The organism is Pseudomonas sp. BSw22131 (assembly GCF_026810445.1).
In the GTDB taxonomy this organism is placed as follows: Bacteria; Pseudomonadota; Gammaproteobacteria; order Pseudomonadales; family Pseudomonadaceae; genus Aquipseudomonas; species Aquipseudomonas huanghezhanensis.
This window is the reverse complement of record NZ_CP113949.1, coordinates 1790141-1812461: the sequence shown is the minus strand read 5'-3', so window position 1 is coordinate 1812461 and position 22321 is coordinate 1790141. Positions and strand designations below refer to the sequence as shown.

Annotated in this window: 25 protein-coding genes and 1 pseudogene; 23 read left to right on the top strand and 3 right to left on the bottom strand. The window is 60.7% G+C overall.

Translation table 11 applies throughout. From position 1 onward, the window contains the following. Nucleotides 1-102 precede the first annotated feature (102 nt). A complete protein-coding gene (locus tag OYW20_RS08085) occupies nucleotides 103-480 on the bottom strand; it encodes a DUF2784 domain-containing protein (RefSeq protein ID WP_268800173.1) in 378 nt (125 codons plus the stop codon). A 294-nt stretch (nucleotides 481-774) separates the two neighbouring features. Between OYW20_RS08085 and OYW20_RS08080 the strand changes: the two genes are divergently transcribed. The 4 genes from OYW20_RS08080 (at nucleotide 775) to OYW20_RS08065 (ending at nucleotide 3079) form a co-directional block, all read left to right on the top strand. Further along, on the top strand, nucleotides 775-933 hold the full coding sequence (locus OYW20_RS08080; protein ID WP_020290439.1) for a DUF3309 family protein: 159 nt from the start codon (nucleotides 775-777) through the stop codon (nucleotides 931-933). Nucleotides 934-1100: 167 nt separating this feature from the next. Beyond that, entirely contained in the window at nucleotides 1101-2084 is a 984-nt protein-coding gene (locus tag OYW20_RS08075) for a 2-hydroxyacid dehydrogenase (protein WP_268800172.1), read from the top strand. A 141-nt stretch (nucleotides 2085-2225) separates the two neighbouring features. Continuing rightward, complete coding sequence (locus OYW20_RS08070) at nucleotides 2226-2663, top strand: hypothetical protein (protein WP_268800171.1); 438 nt, start codon at nucleotides 2226-2228, stop codon at nucleotides 2661-2663. Further along, the gene (locus OYW20_RS08065) at nucleotides 2660-3079 is read left to right on the top strand and encodes an META domain-containing protein (protein WP_268800169.1); all 420 of its coding nucleotides are present in this window, start codon (nucleotides 2660-2662) and stop codon (nucleotides 3077-3079) included. The genes OYW20_RS08070 and OYW20_RS08065 overlap by 4 nt, the downstream gene beginning before the upstream one ends. Nucleotides 3080-3320: 241 nt before the next feature. Here OYW20_RS08065 and OYW20_RS08060 read toward each other — a convergent pair whose 3' ends face one another. Then, nucleotides 3321-3788: a TlpA family protein disulfide reductase gene (locus OYW20_RS08060; protein WP_268800168.1), complete on the bottom strand. Its 468-nt coding sequence runs from the start codon at nucleotides 3786-3788 to the stop codon at nucleotides 3321-3323. Nucleotides 3789-3904: 116 nt separating this feature from the next. Between OYW20_RS08060 and arsC the strand changes: the two genes are divergently transcribed. From arsC to OYW20_RS07975, 17 genes and pseudogenes are all read left to right on the top strand, one after another. After that, a complete protein-coding gene (gene arsC, locus OYW20_RS08055) occupies nucleotides 3905-4258 on the top strand; it encodes an arsenate reductase (glutaredoxin) (RefSeq protein WP_268800167.1) in 354 nt (117 codons plus the stop codon). After that, entirely contained in the window at nucleotides 4255-4860 is a 606-nt protein-coding gene (gene wrbA / locus OYW20_RS08050; protein WP_268800166.1) for an NAD(P)H:quinone oxidoreductase, read from the top strand. The genes arsC and wrbA overlap by 4 nt, the downstream gene beginning before the upstream one ends. Next, the gene (locus OYW20_RS08045; RefSeq protein ID WP_268800165.1) at nucleotides 4853-5269 is read left to right on the top strand and encodes a DUF2069 domain-containing protein; all 417 of its coding nucleotides are present in this window, start codon (nucleotides 4853-4855) and stop codon (nucleotides 5267-5269) included. The genes wrbA and OYW20_RS08045 overlap by 8 nt, the downstream gene beginning before the upstream one ends. Nucleotides 5270-5389: 120 nt before the next feature. Continuing rightward, complete coding sequence (locus tag OYW20_RS08040; protein ID WP_268800164.1) at nucleotides 5390-6061, top strand: DNA-3-methyladenine glycosylase I; 672 nt, start codon at nucleotides 5390-5392, stop codon at nucleotides 6059-6061. A 105-nt stretch (nucleotides 6062-6166) separates the two neighbouring features. Next, the gene (locus OYW20_RS08035; RefSeq protein WP_268801081.1) at nucleotides 6167-6838 is read left to right on the top strand and encodes a GntR family transcriptional regulator; all 672 of its coding nucleotides are present in this window, start codon (nucleotides 6167-6169) and stop codon (nucleotides 6836-6838) included. A 108-nt stretch (nucleotides 6839-6946) separates the two neighbouring features. Continuing rightward, nucleotides 6947-7897, top strand: coding sequence for a 4-hydroxyproline epimerase (locus OYW20_RS08030; RefSeq protein ID WP_268800163.1), 951 nt, complete (start codon nucleotides 6947-6949; stop codon nucleotides 7895-7897). Beyond that, nucleotides 7894-9015 (top strand): NAD(P)/FAD-dependent oxidoreductase, encoded by a 1122-nt coding sequence (locus tag OYW20_RS08025; RefSeq protein ID WP_268801080.1) that lies wholly within the window; start codon nucleotides 7894-7896, stop codon nucleotides 9013-9015. The genes OYW20_RS08030 and OYW20_RS08025 overlap by 4 nt, the downstream gene beginning before the upstream one ends. Beyond that, on the top strand, nucleotides 9008-9244 hold the full coding sequence (locus tag OYW20_RS08020) for a (2Fe-2S)-binding protein (protein ID WP_328284820.1): 237 nt from the start codon (nucleotides 9008-9010) through the stop codon (nucleotides 9242-9244). The genes OYW20_RS08025 and OYW20_RS08020 overlap by 8 nt, the downstream gene beginning before the upstream one ends. Continuing rightward, complete coding sequence (locus OYW20_RS08015; protein WP_268800161.1) at nucleotides 9241-10506, top strand: NAD(P)/FAD-dependent oxidoreductase; 1266 nt, start codon at nucleotides 9241-9243, stop codon at nucleotides 10504-10506. The genes OYW20_RS08020 and OYW20_RS08015 overlap by 4 nt, the downstream gene beginning before the upstream one ends. A gap of 79 nt (nucleotides 10507-10585) precedes the next feature. Beyond that, a pseudogene (locus tag OYW20_RS08010) lies at nucleotides 10586-11332 on the top strand (helix-turn-helix domain-containing protein). A gap of 319 nt (nucleotides 11333-11651) precedes the next feature. Next, nucleotides 11652-12464 carry an ABC transporter substrate-binding protein gene (locus tag OYW20_RS08005; RefSeq protein WP_268800160.1) on the top strand — a complete coding sequence of 271 codons (813 nt, stop codon included), beginning with the start codon at nucleotides 11652-11654 and terminating at the stop codon, nucleotides 12462-12464. Nucleotides 12465-12643: 179 nt separating this feature from the next. Beyond that, the gene (gene lhpI, locus OYW20_RS08000) at nucleotides 12644-14410 is read left to right on the top strand and encodes a cis-3-hydroxy-L-proline dehydratase (protein ID WP_268800159.1); all 1767 of its coding nucleotides are present in this window, start codon (nucleotides 12644-12646) and stop codon (nucleotides 14408-14410) included. Next, the gene (locus tag OYW20_RS07995) at nucleotides 14403-15068 is read left to right on the top strand and encodes an amino acid ABC transporter permease (protein ID WP_268800158.1); all 666 of its coding nucleotides are present in this window, start codon (nucleotides 14403-14405) and stop codon (nucleotides 15066-15068) included. The genes lhpI and OYW20_RS07995 overlap by 8 nt, the downstream gene beginning before the upstream one ends. Nucleotides 15069-15077: 9 nt before the next feature. After that, complete coding sequence (locus OYW20_RS07990; RefSeq protein WP_268800157.1) at nucleotides 15078-15728, top strand: amino acid ABC transporter permease; 651 nt, start codon at nucleotides 15078-15080, stop codon at nucleotides 15726-15728. Then, entirely contained in the window at nucleotides 15721-16443 is a 723-nt protein-coding gene (locus OYW20_RS07985) for an amino acid ABC transporter ATP-binding protein (RefSeq protein WP_268800156.1), read from the top strand. Before OYW20_RS07990 ends, OYW20_RS07985 begins: the two co-directional genes overlap by 8 nt. Nucleotides 16444-17397: 954 nt before the next feature. Beyond that, nucleotides 17398-18435 (top strand): trans-3-hydroxy-L-proline dehydratase, encoded by a 1038-nt coding sequence (locus OYW20_RS07980; protein WP_268800155.1) that lies wholly within the window; start codon nucleotides 17398-17400, stop codon nucleotides 18433-18435. 301 nt (nucleotides 18436-18736) lie between these two features. Then, a complete protein-coding gene (locus OYW20_RS07975; protein ID WP_268800153.1) occupies nucleotides 18737-19654 on the top strand; it encodes a dihydrodipicolinate synthase family protein in 918 nt (305 codons plus the stop codon). A 228-nt stretch (nucleotides 19655-19882) separates the two neighbouring features. On the opposite strand, the gene ttcA is transcribed toward OYW20_RS07975, so the two are convergent. Further along, the gene (ttcA, locus tag OYW20_RS07970; protein WP_268800152.1) at nucleotides 19883-20707 is read right to left on the bottom strand and encodes a tRNA 2-thiocytidine(32) synthetase TtcA; all 825 of its coding nucleotides are present in this window, start codon (nucleotides 20705-20707) and stop codon (nucleotides 19883-19885) included. A 234-nt stretch (nucleotides 20708-20941) separates the two neighbouring features. Between ttcA and OYW20_RS07965 the strand changes: the two genes are divergently transcribed. Both OYW20_RS07965 and OYW20_RS07960 read left to right on the top strand, forming a co-directional pair. Next, nucleotides 20942-21544: a Yip1 family protein gene (locus OYW20_RS07965; RefSeq protein WP_268800151.1), complete on the top strand. Its 603-nt coding sequence runs from the start codon at nucleotides 20942-20944 to the stop codon at nucleotides 21542-21544. A gap of 228 nt (nucleotides 21545-21772) precedes the next feature. Further along, nucleotides 21773-22267: a SprT family zinc-dependent metalloprotease gene (locus OYW20_RS07960; RefSeq protein ID WP_268800150.1), complete on the top strand. Its 495-nt coding sequence runs from the start codon at nucleotides 21773-21775 to the stop codon at nucleotides 22265-22267. Nucleotides 22268-22321 lie beyond the last annotated feature (54 nt).

Below are 22321 nucleotides of genomic sequence, written 5' to 3'. Positions count from 1 at the left end.
AAATTGCCTTATGAGTGCGAGGGGAATGCGCTGAGTTTAACCAGACTGATTACCCCGCAAAGGCTCCATCAGCACCCTGAATATGCCAGGCAAACCGAGGCCTCAGAGTTGCCGTCGACGCATCCTCCATCCCCGCACAAGCACGCCATAGACCGTGATATTGACCACGGCGACACTGGCGCCCAGCCACAGCTGAATACCAGGCGTAAGCCCGGCCGGGTAAATCAGCGCGACAAGGTAATGCTCAATGAAACCGCCTGTGTAACCGCCCTCGCCCGCCTTGGCCCGCAGTGTGTTTTCCAGCGGAGTCAGCGGGCAGTACAAATGAAAAAACTCCACACTCATGGCCCACGCCACGGCTGGAAGATGCATGGCAATGAGCCACTTCCAGCGCAACGCGAGAATCCCGCCTGACATGACGAATACAATAAAAATAAAATGAAAGATGACAACCGCATCCGCGGCCACACGATAACCCATAGCGCCCTACCTTTTTATGCTCGCCAAGACCTGCGTTAGTTTTGTTAGTTCCCTCTTAATACGTAGTCAAAACCCTTTCCAGACCAAAAAATGCAGCGCCTTAGTGCGGCTTTATAAAATTACAAGCAATTGATTTGAAACGAATTTCTAATATCTTTATTTTTATTTCTTCCGTTAAGAACTTTTCTCGAACGCGCAGAGTCGGATGTTTCAAGCGGCACAACTTTTCGCTAAAACAGCTAAAAGTGTGCGCGTACCGCCATCTAACACGTGTAAAAAGAAGGAACTCACGACATGGGCATCGGCACAATTCTTATCATCATACTGATCTTGCTGCTGGTAGGCGGTTTACCAGTATTCCCACACTCCAGAAGCTGGGGCTACGGACCATCGGGCATCATCGGTACCATCTTGGTGATTCTGCTGATATTGGTATTGCTCGGCAGGATATAACCTCCTGACAGCATCCGGGAAACCCCGCTTTCGAGCGGGGTTTTTTATTGCCTGAAAATCAGGCACGTTCAGTGATCAATGCATTGTCGGCGCCCACATTGCGTCAGATCAGCACGGGCGGCGTATAACAACGATAGTGTCTACGCAAACTCATCGGGACTCGATAAATGCGCACGTTGATTTTCAGTAGCCAGACCTACGATCAGGACAGTTTTCTTGCCGCGCGCATCCCGGGCGATATCGACCTGCATTTCCAGCCCGCACGCCTGACGCTGGACACCGTTGCGCTGGCAAATGGGTATGACGTGGTTTGCGCGTTCATCAACGACGACCTCGGCACGGCTGTGCTCGAACACCTCGCTGCCGGCGGCACACGCCTGATTGCCCTGCGTTCGGCGGGTTTCAACCATGTTGATCTCGACACGGCACAGCGATTGGGTCTGACGGTCGTGCGGGTGCCCGCGTACTCACCGCATGCGGTGGCCGAACACGCGGTGGCGCTGATTCTGTCACTCAACCGCCACTTGCACCGAGCTTACAACCGCACCCGCGATGGCGATTTCAGCCTGCACGGCCTGACCGGTTTCGATCTGTTCGGCAAAACCGTCGGGGTGGTCGGCACGGGCCAGATTGGCGCGACGTTCGCTACGATCATGGCCGGTTTTGGCTGCGAGTTGCTGGCCTACGACCCATTCCCCAACCCCGCCGTCGAAGCCCTCGGCGCACGATATCTGCCGCTTGACGCGTTGCTGGCACAGGCACAAATCATCAGCCTGCACTGTCCGCTCAACGAGCAGACCCGGCACCTGATCAACGTCGATTCACTCAACCGCATGCGGCGCGGCGCGATGCTGATCAACACAGGCCGTGGCGCGTTGGTGGACACACCCGCGCTGATCGAGGCACTGAAAAGCGGCCAGCTCGGTTACCTCGGGCTGGACGTATATGAAGAAGAAGCCAAGTTGTTTTTCGAGGACCGCTCCGACCTCCCGTTGCAGGATGACGTGCTTGCGCGGCTGCTGACATTCCCCAATGTAGTGGTCACTGCACACCAGGCGTTTCTGACCCGAGAGGCGCTGGGCGCAATTGCCCAGACCACGCTGGACAACATCAGCGCATGGGCAGCGGGCGCGCCGCAGAATCTGGTGTGATGCCCCCCTCCCACAGGGCGCGTGCCGGGCCCAGATGGCGGGGAAGCATTCGCGGGCAAGCGCGCTCCGACAGTTTGATCGCGGTGTGTCAGGGTCAGCTGCCTCTAAAGTGGTAGCATGCTCGCCTATTTGGAGACCCCCATGGCAGAACACGATTTCCGTTACAGCATGCTCACCCCGCAACACACCCTCATCGAATGCCGCAGCCTGTCAGTGGGTCGCTATCAAGTGACCGGCAACGGCGGCTCGATCAAGCACGACGACGTGCTGTTGGTCACCGTCAAAGGCAGCAAAACCCTGCACATGCGCTTGCAGGTAGAAAAAGTCCGTCACCTGATCAATCCGCCCGGCCAATGGGTTGCGGTGGCCAATGGTCCTGCGTTCACCGAACTGGCCATCCACACCTGGAAGGTCAACTGCAACGGCTGCGGCAAAGTGCAGGACATCGAGTTCATGGTCGAAGGCAAAGACGGTGACAAAGCCCTCAAGCCTGCCGCCGAGGCGCGGATTGCCGAGCTGGGCTGGAAAGTCGTCGGCGAGCACCATCTGTGCCCTGCCTGCGTGAAAAAAGCGGCATGAAAGGCGCCGGTTTTTTCGTCACGAGCGCGCTGCTGATCAGCGCCACCCTGCTGAGCGGATGCGCCACTGAGACGCCTCAGGTGCAGCGCGACAAGGGGTATCTGCTGGAGTGGATCGGCGAGCGTCCGCTGATGGACAACAGTCACATGACCATGATCCTGGGCAAAGATGGACGCGCCTACGGCAACGCCGGCTGCAACCACTGGTTTGCACCGTATCGACTGGACGGTGAATCGATCAGCTTCGGACCGGTGGGCAGCACCCGCAAACTGTGTGCGCCTGCGGCAATGGAACAGGAGCAGCGTTTTCTGCAGGCGCTGCCCAAGGTCCAGCGCTGGGATATCTCCCCTGTCGAACAATTGCGTTTGTGGCCGCTGGAAGGCAAACCGCTGCGGTTCTGGCTGGAAGAAGGTTGAGGTTCCGTTTGCTGACAATCTGCCGGGCACCGGCAGTAAACCCTGCGCATGCGGTGTGTCAGGAGTAACCGAATCTCAGGTTTTGGGGCCGCTGCGCAGCCCATCGCGGCCTCGCGTTGCTCGTGCGCTCCTACAGGTATAGGAGCGCGCTTGCCCGCGATTGCGGTGTGTCAGTCAGCACATCCATCGCACAAAGACCCATCGCCGGGACATGCGCGCTCCTACCCCAGGCAAACCTCCCTCAACCCTTGCCCTTGAGTTCTGCGATTTTCTGCGTCAAGCCTGCGGCGGTCTGCTCGCCCATCAACTGTTCGCGCACTTTGCCCTTGTCATCAATGATGTACGTCACCGGCAAGGCCTCGCTTTTGGGCAGGTCATATTGTTCAGCCGGGTCCTGCGCCAGCACCGTGAACTGAATGCCCAGTGCATTGCTGGCGGTTTTCAGGTCTTCGCCTTGCAGCCCGTCGAAGTTCACCCCGAACACGCTGACTTTCTGATCCTTCAGTTGCTGCGAGAGCGCGTTCAGCTCCGGGACTTCCGTGCGGCACGGGCCGCACCATTCCGCCCAGTAATTGACCACCAGCCAGTGCTGGTCCACGCGCTCGCTGGCAACTTTCTTGCCGTTCTGGTCGGTGCCCAGGTCCACACCACAACCGCCAAGCAACACACTGCCGATAAGCACTACCGCTGCCGCCAACCGCCTTGCCATGATCCGCCTCTCTTGTCTGAAAATGCCGCCGATACTGCGACCCTCCGCGCCACGGGTTGGCCTTTCTCGTCACGAATGTAGAATAGCCGCCACCTCACGCAAGATGCGACCTGCAAATGACCGATCTGACGCTTTATCACAACCCGCGCTGCTCCAAATCCCGTGGCGCGCTGGAACTGCTTGAAGCCCGCGGCCTGGCCCCGACCATCGTCCGCTATCTCGAAACCCCGCCTGACGCCGCGCAATTGCGTGATCTGCTGAGCAAGCTCGGCATCGGCCCGCGCCAGTTGCTGCGCACCGGCGAAGACGAATACAAGGCGCTTGGCCTTGCCGACCCGAGCCTGAGCGATGACCAACTGATCGCCACCCTGGCCGCCAACCCCAAACTCATCGAACGCCCGATTCTGATCGCGGGCGACAAAGCGGTCATCGGCCGCCCACCGGAAAAAATCCTGGAGATCCTGCCGTGAGCACACCCTATATTCTGGTTCTGTTTTACAGCCGTAACGGCTCGACCAGCGAGATGGCCCGGCAAATCGCCCGTGGCATCGAGATGGGTGGTATGGAAGCGCGGTTGCGCACCGTGCCGGCGATTTCCGCAGACTGCGAAGCCGTCGCACCGAGCATCCCGGAAAACGGTGCGCTCTATGCCACGCTCGACGACCTGAAAAACTGCTCGGGCCTGGCGCTTGGCAGCCCCACTCGCTTCGGCAACATGGCCGCGCCGCTCAAGTACTTTATCGACGGCACCAGCAGCCTGTGGCTGACCGGCGCACTGGTGGGTAAGCCGGCCAGCGTGTTCACCTCCACCGCCAGCCTGCACGGCGGTCAGGAAACCACCCTGATGTCGATGCTGTTGCCGCTGTTGCACCACGGCATGCTGGTCGCCGGCCTGCCTTACAGCGAAGCTGCCCTGATCGAAACCAGCGGTGGCGGCACACCTTACGGCGCCAGTCATCACGCGGGCGCCGACGGCAAGCGCGCACTGGATCAACACGAAACTGCCCTGTGCCGTGCCCTCGGTCAGCGTCTGGCGAAAACCGCGCTGTTGCTCGACCCCTCGCGTGGCTAAAAAGCCCAGAGCACTGCCAGCGCTGGAGTGGCTCGAGCCCCGCGTTCGCGCAAGCCGGGCCACCGCGCTGCTGTGCTTTATCGGGCTGATGGTGCTGCTGTCGATCTATTACCTTGTCTACGCCGACCTGCATGGCGCTCGTCCGTGGTTGATTCTTTCGATTGAACTGGTGCCGCTGCTGCTACTCACACCCGGGATGGTGAAAGGCAGCGCACGGGGTCACTCATGGACGTGCTTTGTGGTGAACCTGTATTTCATCAAAGGCGCGCTGGCGGCCTATGACCCCAATCGCTGGCTGTTCGGCCTGATGGAGATGGCCGCGAGCCTGACGGTGTTCATCAGCGCGTTGCTGTACGTGCGCTGGAGGCATCAGTACACCCGGCAGCGAATGAACGCCGACGCCCTGTAGGAGCGAATTTATTCGCGAAGGGCCGGGTCAGACGACACAGGTCATCAAATTCAATACCGCATTGCGAATGAATTCGCTCCTACAGGATTGCGGTGCGTCAACACACTCGATGGAGAGGGCATGCAAGACTACAAATGGCTAAACGAGTACTGCCTCAATCGCTTTGGTTCTGCCGCCGCCCTCGAGGCGCATCTCCCGACGCCCGCCACGCCGAAAAAACTCAAAGCCATCAGTGCCGACCGCTACCTGTCGACCATGGCGCTGCGGGTCTTTCGTGCGGGGCTCAAACACAGTCTGGTGGATTCAAAATGGCCAGCGTTCGAAGAAGTGTTCTACCGCTTCGATCCAGAGAAAGTGGTGCTCATGGGCGCCGATCACCTTGAACGCCTGATGCAGGACAAACGCATCATTCGCCACTTGGGCAAGCTCAAAAGCGTGCCGCGCAATGCGCAGATGATCCTCGATATCGAAGAATCCCATGGCAGTTTTGGTGCGCTCATCGCCGATTGGCCGATCAATGACATCGTCGGCCTGTGGCGTTATCTGGCCAAGCACGGCAACCAGATGGGCGGGCTGTCGTCGCCGCGTTTCCTGCGCATGGTCGGCAAAGACACCTTCATCCCCACGTGGGATGTGGTGGCGGCGCTCAACGCGCAGAACATCGTCGATAAAGTGCCCACCAGCCAGCGCGACCAGGCACTTGTGCAGGACGTCTTCAATCAGTGGCAGGAACAGAGCGGTCGTCCGCTGTGCCAGCTGTCGGCCATGCTCGCCTGCACCGTCAACCACTGATCTATTTCTGATGGCGCAGCGCAAGGCATGGGTGTAACAAATCGGACGTCGTATACAATATTCGGCATTCCACCCCTTGCCTGAGCCAACTGCGTGCCCTTCCAGATAACTGACGCTCCAAACCTCGGTGTCGCACCGTCCGCGTCCGAGGTCATCTCCAAGCACTTGCGGGACGCGATCATCTCGGGCCAGTTCGCCGAAGACGAACCGATCCGCCAGGACGACATTGCCCGGGTGTTCAACGTCAGCAAGATACCCGTGCGAGAAGCCCTCAAGCGCCTTGAAGCCGAAGGGCTGGTGCGGTTCATGCGCAACAAGGGTGCGGTCGTCACGCGGATTTCCGAGCCGGAACTGGCGCAGATATTCGAAGTGCGCGTGCTGCTGGAGTCCCAGGCCATTCGCCTGGCCGTACCGAAGATGACCACCGCGCACATCGCCCGCGCCAGCGCCATCTGTGACGAGTTCATGCTGGACGACAACGTCGGGCGCTGGGCCGAACTCAACTGGGCCTTCCACACCTGCTTGTACGAAGCGTCCGAGCGGCCGTTCTTGCTGAACATGATTCGCTCGATTCACGACAAGGTCGAACGCTATCTGCGTGTTCAGATGACCTTCGACGAAGGCAAGGAACGTGCAGATCAGGAGCACCGGGGAATCCTCCAGGCCTGTGCCGATCAAGACGTGGAGAAAGCCGTGGAATTGATCGAGCACCACATCATCGGTGTGTGCCGCACCCTCTACGCCCATTTGCCCAACGCAACCATCAGCGAAGTCTGACGCCTGCGCGGCTGTGCTGATTTCGTCATCCGTCAGGGCGAAATCGGTCAAGACCCAGAGGCGTGCAGGCGCCACTCTGTCGGCGTCTCCTACAGCCTCAGGTGAACCATGAAACGCATCCGCATTCTCGATTCCCACACGGGTGGCGAGCCCACGCGCCTGGTGCTCGACGGGTTCCCCGACCTGGGCACCGGCAGCATGGCTGAACGCCGCCAACGGCTGGCCGATGAATACGATGACTGGCGCGCAACGACCGTACTCGAACCCCGTGGCAGCGACGTGCTGGTCGGTGCGCTGTTGTGCGAGCCGGTGGACCCGGACGCCGCGGCGGGTGTGATCTTTTTCAACAACAGCGGTTACCTCGGCATGTGCGGCCACGGCACCATCGGCCTGGTCGTGTCGCTGGCGCATCTGGGCAAAATCGGCGCGGGCGTGCACCGCATCGAAACGCCGGTGGGCACCGTCGAAGCGGTGCTCCATGAAGACGGCTCGGTGAGTGTGCAGAACGTGCCGTCGTACCGCTATCGCAAAGCCTTTGTGGTTGAAGTGCCGGGGATCGGCCGCGTCACGGGCGACATCGCCTGGGGTGGCAACTGGTTTTTCCTTATTTCCGAACACGGCCTGAGTGTCAGCAACGACAACCTCGACGCCCTCACCGACTACACCTGGGCCGTGCGCCAGGCACTGGAAGCCCAGGGTATTCGCGGTGAAGACGGCGGCGTGATCGACCACATCGAGTTGTTCGCAGGCGACGATCAGGCCGACAGCCGCAACTTCGTCCTGTGCCCCGGCAAAGCCTACGACCGTTCGCCCTGCGGCACCGGCACCAGCGCCAAACTGGCGTGTCTGGCCGCTGACGGGAAGCTGCAACCGGGACAGATATGGGATCAGGCCAGCGTGATCGGCAGCCGGTTCGACGGCAGTTTTGAATGGGAAAACGGCGAACGCAGTGCCGGTGAGCGTATCGTCCCGACCATTCGCGGTCGCGCCTACATCAGTGCCGAAGCAACCCTGCTGCTCGACCCAAATGATCCGTTTGCGTGGGGCATCCGCCCGTGATCAAGGGCCAGGCCGCCGACGTCATCATCATTGGCGGCGGCATTATCGGCGCGGCGTGCGCTGATGAGCTGGCAGGTCGCGGCCTCGAAGTGCTGGTGCTGGATGCGCAACGCCCGGCCGCCACGGCCGCAGGCATGGGTCACTTGGTGGTGCTGGACGACAACCCGGCCGAACTGGCGCTGGGGGATTATTCGGTGCGCCAGTGGCGCGAGCTGGCCAAACAGATGCCTGACGATTGCGCCATGCGCAACAATGGGACGCTGTGGCTGGCCTGCAACGAAGCTGAAATGGCCGAGGCCGAACGCAAACAATCGGTATTGCGCGACCATGGCGTTGCCTGCGAGCTGCTCGGCGCCGAGGCGCTGACAGCCGCTGAGCCTTCTTTACGGCCCGGGCTTCATGGCGGTTTGAAAGTCAGCGGCGACGGCATTCTCTACGCGCCCAACGCCGCACGCTGGCTGCTGCAGCGCCAGCCCAAACGCGTCACTCAGCGCGTCGCCAAGGTGATTGAAGTGCGTGGCAACCGCGTGCAACTGGAAGGCGGCGAACACCTCCAAGCCACGTCGGTGGTACTGGCCAGCGGCATCTATGCCCGCGAGCTGTGCCCCGACCTGCCGCTGCAACCCAAAAAAGGGCACTTGCTGATTACCGACCGCTACCCGATCCAGATCAGCCACACGCTGGTGGAGCTGGGCTACGTGACCAGCGCCCACAACAGTACCGGGCCTTCGGTTGCGTTCAACGTGCAACAGCGCCCCACCGGGCAACTGTTCATTGGCTCATCCCGGCAGTTCGACAATCACGATCCGGCTATCGATGCCGCCATGCTCGGGCGAATGCTGCGCCGGGCAACGGAATTTTTGCCCGGTCTGGGCGACATGAACGGCCTGCGCAGCTGGATCGGCTTCCGCTCGGCGAGCCCCGACGGGCAGCCGTTGATTGGTGAGCATCCTTTGCAGCCCGGCCTGTGGCTGGCGGTCGGTCACGAAGGCCTGGGCGTGACCACGGCCACCGGCACCGCACAATTGCTGGCGTCGCAGTTGCTGCGCAGCAAGTCGCCGCTGGACCCCACACCGTTTCTTCCCGAACGCTTCATCGGAGCCCGCGCCCATACCTGAGTTGAGCATTGATGGCCAGACCTTACGCGTTGTCGACGGTACCACGGTGGCAGCCGCGTTGATGGCCACGGGTGACCATTGCAGCCGCACCGCAATCAGCGGCGTGCGCCGAGCGCCTTTGTGCGGGATGGGTATCTGTCAGGAATGCCGGGTCAGCATTGACGGCTTGCGCCGCCTGGCGTGTCAGACCCTGTGCCGCGATGGCATGCGCGTGGAGACATGGGCATGAGCCAGCACGAGCATGTTGAACTGCTGATCATCGGCGCCGGCCCCGCCGGCATGAGCGCGGCGCTGGCCGCAGCACCCTCGGGCATCAGCGTTGCGGTGCTTGATGACAACCCGGCGCCAGGCGGCCAGATCTGGCGCGACGGTCCCAATGCTCACCTGCCGGCGCTGGCCAAAGATTTGCGTAGCCAGGTTCAACGTCACCCCGGGATTACGCTGCACAGCGGGACCAAAGTGGTTGCGCTCGCAGGGCCTAAAAAGCTGTTGCTGGAGAACGCCGAGCGCGGCTGGGTCTTGAGCTACGACCGGCTGATTCTTTGTACCGGTGCCCGGGAGTTGCTGTTGCCGTTCCCTGGCTGGACCTTGCCGGGCGTCACCGGGGCGGGCGGCTTGCAAGCGTTGATCAAGGGCGGTCTGTCGGTGGCCGGCGAGCGCATTGTGGTGGCCGGGACTGGCCCCTTGTTACTGGCCAGTGCCGCTACCGCCCGCAGCAATGGGGCGAGCGTTCAGCGCATCGCCGAACAGGCCTCTCTGGCCTCAGTCGCCGGTTTTGCCAGCGGTTTGTGGGCCTGGCCCAACAAGGCGTTTCAAGCGGCGGGGTTGGCGAACACGGGCTACCGGACGTCGACTTATGTGGTTGAGGCTTTGGGTACTGATCGGCTGGAGGCTGTGCGCATCAACGTGGGTGGCCGCCTTGAAGAGATGCCCTGCGAGCGCCTGGCCTGCGGGTTCAGCCTAGTGCCAAATGTGGAAATCGCTCAAGCGCTCGGTTGCCGCATCGCCGACCGCGCGATTGTGGTGAACGAGTGGCAGACCAGCAGCGTGGTCGATCATTACGCAGCGGGCGAATGCACCGGTTTTGGTGGCAGCGAACTGGCGCTGGTAGAGGGCCGGATTGCCGGGCTGGTGGCGGTCCAAAAGGAACGAGAAGCACGTGCGCTCTGGCCTCAACGCCAACGCTGGCAGCGCTTCGCTGACCGACTCAATCGCGCATTCGCATTGCGCCCCGAGATCAGGCAGTTGGCGAAACCGGACACGCTGATCTGCCGCTGCGAAGACGTGCCGCTGTCGGCGATGAGCCCTCACACCGGCTGGACCAACGCCAAGCTTAATAGCCGTTGCGGCATGGGCGCGTGCCAAGGGCGCATTTGCTCGACTGCCGCGCAAACGCTGCTGGGCTGGGAGCCGCCGTCATTGCGCCCGCCGTTCACACCCGCGCGCATCTCGACGCTGGTGTGCCTCGATACGGGTGGCGAGCTGTCTTGAGTGATCGGCCGATTGTGCTGCATCGCGGTGTTGCAGCATGATCGACCCGACTCTTGCCGCGACTGACCCCATCGTGAACATGCTTGATCTCATCCCCGCCTCGCCCCTGCGCAGCCTTGAGCAGTTGCTGAGCAGTCTTGAGCTGGTTTCGCCTCTGTTCGACGCCATGCCGGGCGTGGTGTTTTTCATCAAGGACACCGAAGCGCGATACGCACTGGTCAATCAAACCCTGGCCCAGCGCTGTGGTTTCAAGCGCAAGCAGGATCTGGTGGGGCGCACCGCCGAGGAGGTGTTTCCGGCGCGTTTCGGACCGTTGTACACCGCCTAGGACCGGCGCGTACTGGCAGACGGCAGACAGCTCAGCGATCAACTGGAGCTGCACCTTTATTACGGCAATCAGCCGATCTGGTGCCTGACCCACAAGCTGGCGCTGCGCAACGACGACGGAGCGATCATTGGCCTGGCGGGCATTTCCCGAGACCTGCAAACCCTGCAATCGACGCACCCTGCGTATCACAAGCTGGTCGAAGTGGACGCCTATATCCGCCAGCATTTTGCCCGACCGATCCTGCTCGAAGAACTGACCGCGATTGCCGGCGTGTCCGTCGCGCAACTGGAACGCCACTGCAAGCGCATCTTCCAGCTCACCCCTCGGCAGATGATCCACAAAGCGCGGCTGGGCGAGGCCTCGCTGCTGCTGCTGCAAGACGTGTCGATCACCGAAATCGCCCTGCGCTGCGGGTACACCGACCACAGCGCCTTCAGCCGGCAGTTTCGCGCATTGACCGGTTTCACCCCGACCCAGTTTCGCCAGCGGGAAGACTGATCGCCGCCCCTCTACACCAACGCCAGTCAATCTGTAGCCGCGAATTCATTCGCGTGGCGTCAATCCTGATTCACCCGGCAATGCTGCCTCGTCGCCCGCCAGCGGTGAGCAAACGTGCACTAATGAAGCACCGCTGCTCCTTTATGTAACAGGCCGTTCGACCCCCCTTTCGCCGTACTTGTACTACCACTCTGCTAAGTCCCTGATTCACCGCAAGTCCTGTTGCCGCCGAGCAAACAGGCACAATCCATGCTAATAAAATATCGTATACGAAATTACTTATCCGACCGATCCCTTACTTGCACACCTCGAGGCCTCTATGAAAAACCCCGCTGTTGCCGTAGCCCTCCTCGCTGTCATGAGTGCTTCTGTTATCAACACCGCAATGGCCGACAAGCTCGATGACATCATCGACTCCGGCAAGCTGCGCTGCGCGGTGACACTGGACTTCCCGCCGATGGGTTCACGCGACGAGAAGAACAACCCGGTCGGATTCGACGTGGACTACTGCAACGACCTGGCGAAAGTGCTGGGGGTCACGGCAGAAGTAGTCGAAACCCCGTTCCCGGATCGCATTCCGGCCCTGGTGTCTGGCCGGGCGGACGTGATTGTGGCTTCGACGTCTGACACCCTCGAGCGTGCCAAGACCGTGGCCATGAGCATTCCGTACTTCGCTTTCCAGATGGTCGTGCTGACCCGCGACGACGCCAAGATCGACAAATTCGACGACCTCAAGGGCCGCCCGGTCGGTAACACCAGCGGCACGTTCGAAGCCATCGCCCTGGAAAAAGACGTGAAGAAATGGGGCACCGGCAGCTTCCGCGCTTACCAGACTCAGAACGACACCATTCTGGCCGTTGCACAGGGCCACATTGACGCTTCGGTCGTGACCAACACCGTTGCGGCCGCCACCCTCAAATCAGGCAAATACAAAAATCTGAAAATTGCCGGTAACGCGCCCTACACCATCGACTACGTTTCACTGGCGGCCAAACGCAACGAATACGGTTTGATTCACTACCTGAACCTGTTCGTGAACCAGCAAGTGCGCTCCGGCCGTTACGCCGAACTGTATGAAAAATGGGTGAGCGGCAAGCCGGTGGACCTGACTGTGCCAGGTGTTTACTACTGAGCAAACGCCGCAACCCTGTAGGAGCGCGCTTGCCCGCGATAGCGGTGGATCGGTTAACAGGTCCGTCGCCTGACACACCGTTATCGCGGGCAAGCGCACTCCTGCAAAAGAGTGCGGCACACACATCACCACCTCCCACATCGATCAAGGCCGAACTTGAACCAACACAGGAGCCCACGATGTCTGAAGTTTCGTTGACGGGCCGCTGTCTGGTGGCCGGGATCGCGCAAGGCGAATTGCTGTACGCCGACGTCGGCCTGAGTTTCTGGGGCGGTGTCGAGCCGTTTACCGGTGAGGTCATCGACCGGCATCACCCGCTGAGCGGGCAGTTCATCAGCGGGCGCGTGCTGGCCATTCCCAGCGGGCGCGGGTCCTGCACCGGGAGCAGCGTGCTGCTGGAATTGATGCTCAACGGCCATGCGCCGGCGGCACTGGTGTTCGAGCGTGTCGAAGACATTCTGACCCTGGGCGTGTTGGTGGCCGAACAGATGTTCAATCAATCGATCCCGGTCATCAGCCTTGGTGCACAAGGGTTTGCCGCGCTCAAGGGCGTGTCCCATGTGCGCGTCGAGCACGACCGGATCAGCTGTTTCGACGCCCCGCCTCCCGCTATAGCCCCACGCGCACAACGCCCGTTCATCGTTGCTCACAGCCACGTCACGCTCACCGAAATGGATCAGGGCATTCTTGACGGTTCTTACGGCAAAGCGGCGCAAGTGGCCATGGGCATTGTGCTGCGAATGGCCGAACTGCAAGGCGCCACCGAGTTGCTGGACATCACTCAGGCGCACATCGACGGCTGCATTTACACCGGCCCCGCCAGCCTGCGCTTTGCCCGGCAACTGGTGAAGTGGGAGGCAAAAGTGCGCGTGCCCACCACCCTCAATTCGATTTCCGTGGACAAGCGCCGCTGGCGCGAACTGGGTGTCGACCCGGCACTTGGCCAACCGGCCAGTCAGCTCGGCGACGCGTACCTGGACATGGGCGCAAAGATCAGCTTCACCTGCGCGCCCTATCTGCTCGACAGCGCGCCGGAACTGGGCGAGCAAGTGGTTTGGGCCGAATCCAACGCCGTGGTTTACGCCAACAGCGTGATCGGCGCACGCACCTTGAAATACCCGGATTACCTCGACATCTGCATCGCCCTCACCGGCCGCGCGCCGAAGGTCGGGTGCCACCTCACGCAACAACGGCTGGCCACCTTGCGCATCGAGACGCCTGCGCTCGGGACGCTGGACGACAGCTTCTATCCGCTGCTCGGTTACCACGTCGGCCTGCTGTGCGGCAGCGAAATTCCAGTGATCTGCGGATTGGAAAACCGACATCCCACGCTGGACGACCTGAAAGCTTTCGGCGCCGCATTTGCGACCACCTCTGCCGCGCCGATGTTTCATATGGCGGGCGTTACACCCGAGGCCCTTCAGGCGGAACTTGCCATGGGCGGAATTCCGCCAGCCACGATCCTGCACATTGAGGCGCACGACCTGCTGCACAGCTGGCGCGAACTCAACAGCGCGCAAAGCCCGCAAGTACACGCCATCACGTTGGGTAATCCGCATTTTTCGCTGAGCGAATGCGCAACGCTTGCTCAACTGTGCGCCGGCAAACGCAAGCACGAAGACGTCGCCATCGTCGTCACCTGTGGTCGCTCCATTCTGGAAAAGGCCGAAAGCGCCGGTTATGCCGACACCCTCAAGGCCTTCGGCGTGCAGCTCGTTACCGACACCTGCTGGTGCATGCTCGGCGAACCGGTGATCCCGCCCACCGCTCGCACGTTGATGACCAATTCAGGCAAATACGCGCATTACGCGCCGGGGCTGGTGGGGCGGCGCGTGCATTTCGCCAGCCTTACCGAATGCGTCGACAGCGCCTGCACCGGCCAGGCCAGCGGCCGACTGCCGGGCTGGTTGCAACTCGCCGCCACCGTGGAGGCTGTGCATGTTTGATTACAACTTCCATTGGCGTGCAGCGTTCAAGGCCCTGCCGGACATGCTCGATGGCGCATGGGTGACGTTCGAAACCGCCGCCCTGTCGATGATCCTCGGGGTGATCTTCGCGTTGGCCCTGACCTTCATGCGCCAGGGCAACAACCGGGCGTTGCGCGGATTTGCCGGCACCTGGATTTCCATCGCCCGCAACACGCCTTCGCTGTTTCAGGTGTACATCCTGTATTTCGGGCTGGGCTCGTTCGGCATTCACATCAGCTCGTGGGCAGCATTGCTGGCCGGGATCACGATTAACAATGCCGGGTATCTGGCCGAGAACTTTCGCGGCGGCCTCAAGGCGGTGCCTGACACGCAGTTGCGCGCTGCCCGCTCGCTGGGCATGAGCGCACCACAGGCGTATCGCCTGATCGTCATACCGCAATTGCTGCGCATCGTGTTCTACCCGCTGACCAACCAGATGGTGTGGGCGGTGCTGATGACCTCGATGGGCGTGATTGTGGGCCTCAACAACGACCTGACCGGCGTGACCCAGGACTACAACGTCAAAACCTTCCGCACCTTCGAATTCTTCGCCATCGCGGCGGTGCTGTATTACCTGCTGGCCAAGTTGATCGTGGCCGTGGCGCGGCTGCTGTCCTGGCGCTTGTTCCGGTATTGAGGGAAGACCATGTTTACGAGCAGTTTTACCTGGAACGACCTGATGTTTTTGCTGCAAGGCGCATGGGTGACGATCCTGCTGACCGTCGTCTCGATGCTGATCGGCACGCTCGCTGGAGTGATCTGCGGCATGGGTCGGGCGCTGTTTCCGCGCAGCACGATCCCGCTGGCGTGGTTGCTGGACGTGTTTCGCAGCGTGCCGTTGCTGATTCAGTTCGTGCTGTTCAATGCGCTGAAAAGCATTGCCGGCCTGAACTGGAGCGCCTTCACCGTGGCCTGCGTGGTGCTGGGCCTGTACGTCACGGCGTACTGCACGGAAATTGTGCGCAGCGGCGTGCTGTCGGTTCCGATGAGCCTGCGTCGCGCCAGCCGCTCGCTGGGCCTGAGTTACTGGCAGGACTTGCGCCAGATTGTCATGCCGATGGCCACCCGCGTGGCCTTCCCCGGCTGGATCAACCTGCTGCTGGGAGTCATGAAGGACACCGCGCTGGTGATGTGGATCGGCATCGTCGAACTGCTTCGTGCTTCGCAAACCATCGTCACGCGCATTCAAGAACCGCTGCTGGTGCTGTGCATCGCAGGCCTCATTTACTACGTCATGAGCCTGGTGATCGCACGCCTGGGCGCCCGACTGGAAACAAGGTGGCAGGAAAATGATTGAGATCGACAACGTACACAAGTCATTCGGCGACCTTGAAGTGATCAAGGGCGTGAGCCTGTCGGTGAAAAAAGGCGAAGTGGTGTCGATCATCGGCGGCTCGGGCTCCGGCAAGTCGACGCTGCTGATGTGCATCAATGGCCTTGAGTCGATCAAGAGCGGCAGCATCCGCGTGGACGGCACCGAGGTGCACGCCAAGGACACCGACATCAACAAGTTGCGGCAGAAGATCGGCATCGTCTTCCAGCAGTGGAACGCCTTTCCGCACCTCACCGTGCTGGAAAACGTAATGCTCGCGCCGCGCACCGTGCTCGGCAAAAGCAAGGCCGAAGCGGAGGCGCTGGCGGTCGAGCAACTGACGCACGTGGGGCTTGCGGACAAACTGAAAGTGTTCCCCGGCAAGCTGTCGGGCGGCCAGCAGCAGCGCATGGCGATTGCCCGTGCGCTGGCGATGTCGCCGGATTACATGCTGTTCGACGAAGCGACTTCGGCGCTTGACCCGCAACTGGTAGGCGAAGTGCTGGACACCATGCGCATGCTGGCAGAAGACGGCATGACCATGATTCTGGTGACCCACGAGATTCGCTTCGCGCGCGATGTGTCCGACCGCGTGGCGTTTTTCCGTCACGGGCTGGTGCATGAAATCGGCACACCGGAGCAGGTCATCGGCAACCCGCAGCGCCCGGAAACGGCGGATTTTCTGCGCTCGATCAATTAACGCAGGTCTGTAGGCGCGAATTTATTCGCGAAGCGGTTTTCCAGCCGACGAATTGATGTCCGCTTGGCTGGCCTCTCGCGAATGAATTCGCTCCTACAGAGGGACGATCAGCACGCGGGCTGGCCTCATCGCGAGCAAGCCCCCTCCCGCAAGAGGGAGCACGCAGGTCTGTAGGCGCGAATTTATTCGCGAAGCGGTTTTCCAGCCGACGAATTGATGTCCGCTTGGCTGGCCTCTCGCGAATGAATTCGCTCCTACAGAGGGACGATCAGCACGCGGGCTGGCTTCATCGCGAGCAAGCCCCCTCCCGCAAGAGGGAGCACGCAGGTCTGTAGGCGCGAATTTATTCGCGAAGCGGTTTTCCAGCCGACGAATTGATGTTGGCTGTACCGGCGGCTCGCGAATGAATTCGCTCCTACAGAGGGACGATCAGCACGCGGGCTGGCCTCATCGCGAGCAAGCCCCCTCCCGCAAGAGGGAGCACGCAGGTCTGTAGGCGCGAATTCATTCGCGAAGCGGTTCTCCAGCCGACGAATTGATGTTGGCTGTACCGGCGGCTCGCGAATGAATTCGCTCCTACAGAGGGACGATCAGCACGCGGGCTGGCCTCATCGCGAGCAAGCCCCCTCCCGCAAGAGGGAGCACGCAGGTCTGTAGGCGCGAATTCATTCGCGAAGCGGTTCTCCAGCCGACGAATTGATGTCCGCTTGGCTGGCCTCTCGCGAATGAATTCGCTCCTACAGAGGGACGATCAGCACGCGGGCTGGCTTCATCGCGAGCAAGCCCCCTCCCGCAAGAGGGAGCACGCAGGTCTGTAGGAGCGAATTTATTCGCGAAGCGGTGTTCCGGCCTACGAATTGATGTCGGCTGTACTGGCCTCATCGCGAGCAAGCTCCCTCCAACGAGGGGACGAAACGGGTTTATTCAGTGGTTTTGACAGGAGGGCTATCGGTTATGCGCTCATCGAAAGTGATACATGTGGTCAGTTGCCACGCCGAGGGTGAAGTCGGCGATGTGATCGTTGGCGGCGTTGCACCGCCGCCCGGCGACACGATCTGGGAACAGTCGCGCTGGATCGAAAAGGACAACGTGCTGCGTAACTTCATGCTCAACGAGCCGCGTGGCGGGGTCTTCCGTCACGTTAATTTGCTGGTGCCGCCCAAAAACCCGAAAGCGCAGATGGGCTGGATCATCATGGAGCCCGCCGATGTGCCGCCGATGTCCGGCTCCAACTCGCTGTGTGTGGCGACGGTGCTGCTGGAGAGCGGCATCCTGCCGATGACCGAGCCGCAAACACGCTTGATCCTGGAAGCCCCCGGCGGGTTGATCGAAGCCATCGCGCAATGCCGCGACGGCAAGGTGCAGAGCGTCGAGGTGCATAACCATCCCTCGTTTGCCGATCAGCTGGACGTGTGGATCGAGGTGCCGGGGCTGGGCTCGATCAAGGTCGATACCGCGTACGGCGGCGATAGTTTTGTCATCGTTGACTCAGGAGGCCTGGGCTTTTCGTTGAAGGCCGATGAAGCAAAAGACCTGGTAGAAACGGGCCTCAAGATCACCCAGGCCGCCAACGAGCAGTTGGGTTTCCGCCATCCGCTGAACAAGGACTGGAACCACATTTCGTTCTGCCAGATCGCGGCGCCCGTGAACTACGACGGTGGCGTGGCCAATGCCGCGAACGCTGTGGTGATTCGCCCCGGCAAGATCGACCGTTCACCGTGCGGCACCGGCTGTTCGGCGCGCCTTGCGGTGCTGCATGCCAAGGGCGAGTTGAAGGTGGGAGACCGTTTTATCGGGCGCTCGATCATCGGGTCTGAGTTTCACTGCAAGATCCAGAGCGAAACCGATGTGGCTGGGCGCAAGGCGATTGTGCCGAGCTTGTCGGGACGCGCCTGGATCACCGGCACCCATCAACACATGCTCGACCCCAGCGATCCGTGGCCGGAGGGGTACAAGTTGACGGACACCTGGCCGGTAGGACTGCAGTTGTAAAACATGCTGCTGCCCGGAGGGCGTAGGAGCGTGGCTTGTCTCTGGGCCGCATTCGGACGATCTGGCGCGCAGCGGCAGTGAAACCTGAGTGCACAGGGTTCCTGGTGTACCGGGTTTTAAGGACTTGCTGGCGGTTCCCGCCAGATCGCCGGCAAGCCAGGCTCCTACGGCCTGCGGCCAGAATCAAAGCAGGAATGGAATTCAACGCAGATTTGCAGCAGCAAAGATAATTTCTCAACCGGGCATTTTGTTGCCCAAACCAAAACGTATACGAAATCCATTATTCAAGCCGGAGTGACTCATGAGCAAAACCGTAACCTGGAGCGGTGTCTTCCCTGCCGTCACCACTCAATTCAATGCTGACTTTTCCGTCAACCTGGAAGCGACCCACGCGGTCATTTCCAATCTGGTACGCGATGGCGTTTCCGGGCTGGTCATTTGTGGCACGGTCGGCGAAAACACATCGCTCAGCCTGGCCGAAAAAATCAGCCTGGTGGAAGTTGCCAAAGACGCTTCCGGAGGCCGCGTGCCGGTGATTTCGGGGATCGCCGAATTCACCAGCGCCCAGGCCAGCACCGTGGCCAAGGATGTAAAAAAAGCCGGTGCCGACGGGATCATGCTGATGCCAGCGCTGGTTTACTCGTCCAAACCGTTCGAGACCGCCGCGCATTTTCGCACCGTGGCCGCCGCCACGGACCTGCCGATGATGGTCTACAACAACCCGCCGATTTACAAAAACGACGTCACGCCGGACATCCTGATTTCCTTGGCTGACTGCGACACCATCGTCTGTTTCAAGGATTCGTCGGGTAACACCAACCGCTTCATCGATGTGCGCAATGAAGTCGGCGACCGTTTCGTACTGTTCGCGGGGCTGGACGACGTACTGGTCGAAAGCGTCGCGGTAGGCGCCGTGGGCTGGGTATCGGGCATGTCCAACGCCTTTCCGAAAGAGGGTGAAACCCTGTTCCGTCTGGCCAAGGCAGGACGTTTCGCCGAGGCAATGGCGCTTTACGAGTGGTTCATGCCGCTGTTGCACCTGGACGCGCGTCCGGATCTGGTGCAGTGCATCAAGCTGTGCGAAGCGATCATGGAACGCGGCAGCGCCCTCACCCGCCCACCGCGCCTGGCCCTGCCGGACAGTGATCGCGAATACGTCGAAAAGCTGATGAAGACCGCGCTGGCCAACCGCCCGACCTTGCCGGATGTGGGGTTGTAATCCGCGCTTTGATGGGGTGAGCGAATACGGGAGCCCCACACACATTTACTGTAGGAGCGTGGCTTGTGTCTGGGCCGCACTCGGACGATCTGGCGCGAAGCGGCAGCAAATGGGCAGATGCGGTGAGCCAAGTGCCCCGCGTTTGCAGGTTCACGACGACTGCGTCGCCGATCGCGGGACAAGCCACGCTCCTACTGTTTTGCGGCGCATCAACCGGCGTACTCGGCCTTAAACATTCACCACCTTCACAAACCGCGAAGCGGCTGTTTCGTCGATCCGCAGGCTGGTGAAATCGAACAGGTTACGGTCCGCCAACTGCGAGGGCTGGACGTTTTGCAGGCTACGGAAAATGCTGTCGGTACGGCCCGGGGTTTTGCGGTCCCACTCCTGCAACATGTCCTTGACCACCTGCCGCTGCAGGTTTTCCTGAGAGCCGCACAGGTTGCACGGGATGATCGGGAATTGCTTGAGGTCCGAATACGCCTGGATATCCTTCTCGGCGCAGTACGCCAAAGGCCGGATCACCACGTTGCGGCCATCGTCGGCGCGCAGTTTCGGCGGCATGGCCTTTAGCGAGCCATTGAAGAACATATTGAGGAAGAAGGTTTCGACGATGTCGTCGCGGTGATGCCCGAGCGCCATCTTGGTCGCGCCAATTTCATCGGCAAAGGTGTACAGCGTGCCGCGGCGCAAGCGCGAGCACAGTGAACACGTGGTTTTGCCTTCCGGGATCAATTCCTTGACCAACGAATAGGTGTCCTTCTCGACGATGTGGTAATCGACCCCCAGCGCTTCCAGGTAAGCGGGCAGGACATGCTCAGGAAAGCCGGGCTGTTTCTGATCCATGTTGACGGCAACGATCTGGAACGAGATCGGCGCGACTTTCTGGAAGTGCATCAGCACGTCGAGCAACGTGTAGCTGTCCTTGCCGCCGGACAGGCAGACCATCACCTTGTCGCCCTCCTCAATCATGTTGAAATCGGCCACGGCCTCGCCCGCAAGCCGGCGCAGACGCTTCTGCAGTTTGTTCTGATTGACTGAAAGGGTGCTCATGGCTGCTGGGATCCGCTCGCGATGACTCTGGAAAAAGCCGGCATTTTACGCACAAACGTTTGGCCTGGTAATGGCCATGCGGATGGATTGCGCGCTTTGATCGCTCAGCGCTATTAGCAGAGGACGTGAAGGTCCTAATGACTCTAAGGCTCAGGTTTCAAGGGGTGTGTGGCTTCTATACTCGAAGATGAGCTTGCTGTCTTCACACTGCATAGCACGCCGAGGAGAACCTGCATGATCCATCACGTCCTGGGGCTGTTCACGCACCCCGATCAAGAATGGCTGGAGATACGTGGCGAAAAAGAACAAAGCATCAGCCGCATGTACCTCACTCACACGTTGATCCTGGCGGCGATACCGCCCATTTCCGCCTTCGTCGGCATGACGCAGAGCGGTTGGGTCATCAGCGATCGTGCGCCCGTGCTGCTGACCCTCGAGAGTGCCGGCTGGATGGCGCTCATGTCGTACATCGCCATGCTCGCTGGCGTTGCGGTCATGGGCGGGTTCATTCACTGGATGGCGCGTACTTACGATGCCTCGCCAACCCTGGCCAGTTGCGTGGCGTTCTCGACCTACACCGCCACCCCACTGTTCATTGGCGGCCTGGCGGCGCTGTACCCGCACATGTGGCTGGGCATGATGGCCGGGCTGGCGGCGGTCTGCTACACGGTTTACCTGCTGTACGTAGGGTTGCCGCTGTTCATGAATATCCCCGCAGACGAAGGCTTCATGTTTTCAAGCTCGGTGCTGGCGGTGGGACTGGTGGTGCTGGTGGCGATCATGGCCTTTACCGTGGTGCTGTGGGGCATCGGGGTTGGGCCCCAGTACACCCCTTGACCCCAATTGCCTCCCGGGTACAGACATCTTTTGGACGCAACCCTGTAGGAGCCCACCTGCCCGCGAATCCTGTATGCCTGTGATGCATTTATAGACTGGCACACCTCCATCGCGGGCAAGCGCGCTTCTACAGGAGAAAAGCGTCGAGCCAATGACCATTCGGCAGCTTCAGTTTTCGGGATCCCCAGTCTTTGCGGCATACTCGCCAGCTCTGGAGACTGATGAAACATGCCCGAGCAACTCAATACCCGCGTCGAAACCTGCTATCAGCAAGCCGAAGATTTTTTCAAACGCTCCTTCAAACGGCCTGTGGTCAGCCTCAAGCTGCGTGGGCAGAAAGCAGGCGTCGCGCACCTGCACGAAAACCTGCTGCGCTTCAATCCGCAGCTGTACCGCGAAAATACTGAAGATTTTCTACGTCAGACCGTCCCCCACGAAGTCGCCCATCTGATTGCCCATCAGCTGTTCGGCGGCACCATCGCGCCCCACGGCGAGGAATGGCAGTTGATCATGCGCGGCGTGTACGAGCTGCCGCCCAACCGCTGCCACACCTATGAAATCCAGCGCCGCAGCGTGATGCGCTACATCTATCGTTGCCCGTGCCCGACAGGTGAGTTCGCCTTTTCGGGGCAACGCCACAAGCTGGTCAGAAAAGGCCGGCGTTACCTGTGCCGCAGTTGTCGTCAGGTGCTGGTATTCAGCGGCGAAACGCGGGTCGAGTGAATTATGCCCTGAGCTGACGAGCCCGAGCGAGGCTGCGAATCGGTATATCTGACA

Coding starts and splice junctions, on each gene's coding strand:
- OYW20_RS07995 (WP_268800158.1), top strand. CDS start 14,403: ATGTTTGATTACAACTTCCATTGGCGTGCAGCGTTCAAGGCCCTGCCG.
- OYW20_RS08085 (WP_268800173.1), bottom strand. CDS start 480: ATGGGTTATCGTGTGGCCGCGGATGCGGTTGTCATCTTTCATTTTATT.
- arsC (WP_268800167.1), top strand. CDS start 3,905: ATGACCGATCTGACGCTTTATCACAACCCGCGCTGCTCCAAATCCCGT.
- ttcA (WP_268800152.1), bottom strand. CDS start 20,707: ATGAGCACCCTTTCAGTCAATCAGAACAAACTGCAGAAGCGTCTGCGC.
- OYW20_RS08005 (WP_268800160.1), top strand. CDS start 11,652: ATGAAAAACCCCGCTGTTGCCGTAGCCCTCCTCGCTGTCATGAGTGCT.
- OYW20_RS08030 (WP_268800163.1), top strand. CDS start 6,947: ATGAAACGCATCCGCATTCTCGATTCCCACACGGGTGGCGAGCCCACG.
- OYW20_RS07960 (WP_268800150.1), top strand. CDS start 21,773: ATGCCCGAGCAACTCAATACCCGCGTCGAAACCTGCTATCAGCAAGCC.
- OYW20_RS08080 (WP_020290439.1), top strand. CDS start 775: ATGGGCATCGGCACAATTCTTATCATCATACTGATCTTGCTGCTGGTA.
- OYW20_RS08065 (WP_268800169.1), top strand. CDS start 2,660: ATGAAAGGCGCCGGTTTTTTCGTCACGAGCGCGCTGCTGATCAGCGCC.
- OYW20_RS08075 (WP_268800172.1), top strand. CDS start 1,101: ATGCGCACGTTGATTTTCAGTAGCCAGACCTACGATCAGGACAGTTTT.
- OYW20_RS07965 (WP_268800151.1), top strand. CDS start 20,942: ATGATCCATCACGTCCTGGGGCTGTTCACGCACCCCGATCAAGAATGG.
- OYW20_RS07975 (WP_268800153.1), top strand. CDS start 18,737: ATGAGCAAAACCGTAACCTGGAGCGGTGTCTTCCCTGCCGTCACCACT.
- OYW20_RS08040 (WP_268800164.1), top strand. CDS start 5,390: ATGCAAGACTACAAATGGCTAAACGAGTACTGCCTCAATCGCTTTGGT.
- lhpI (WP_268800159.1), top strand. CDS start 12,644: ATGTCTGAAGTTTCGTTGACGGGCCGCTGTCTGGTGGCCGGGATCGCG.
- OYW20_RS08015 (WP_268800161.1), top strand. CDS start 9,241: ATGAGCCAGCACGAGCATGTTGAACTGCTGATCATCGGCGCCGGCCCC.
- OYW20_RS08060 (WP_268800168.1), bottom strand. CDS start 3,788: ATGGCAAGGCGGTTGGCGGCAGCGGTAGTGCTTATCGGCAGTGTGTTG.
- OYW20_RS08070 (WP_268800171.1), top strand. CDS start 2,226: ATGGCAGAACACGATTTCCGTTACAGCATGCTCACCCCGCAACACACC.
- OYW20_RS07980 (WP_268800155.1), top strand. CDS start 17,398: ATGCGCTCATCGAAAGTGATACATGTGGTCAGTTGCCACGCCGAGGGT.
- OYW20_RS07985 (WP_268800156.1), top strand. CDS start 15,721: ATGATTGAGATCGACAACGTACACAAGTCATTCGGCGACCTTGAAGTG.
- OYW20_RS07990 (WP_268800157.1), top strand. CDS start 15,078: ATGTTTACGAGCAGTTTTACCTGGAACGACCTGATGTTTTTGCTGCAA.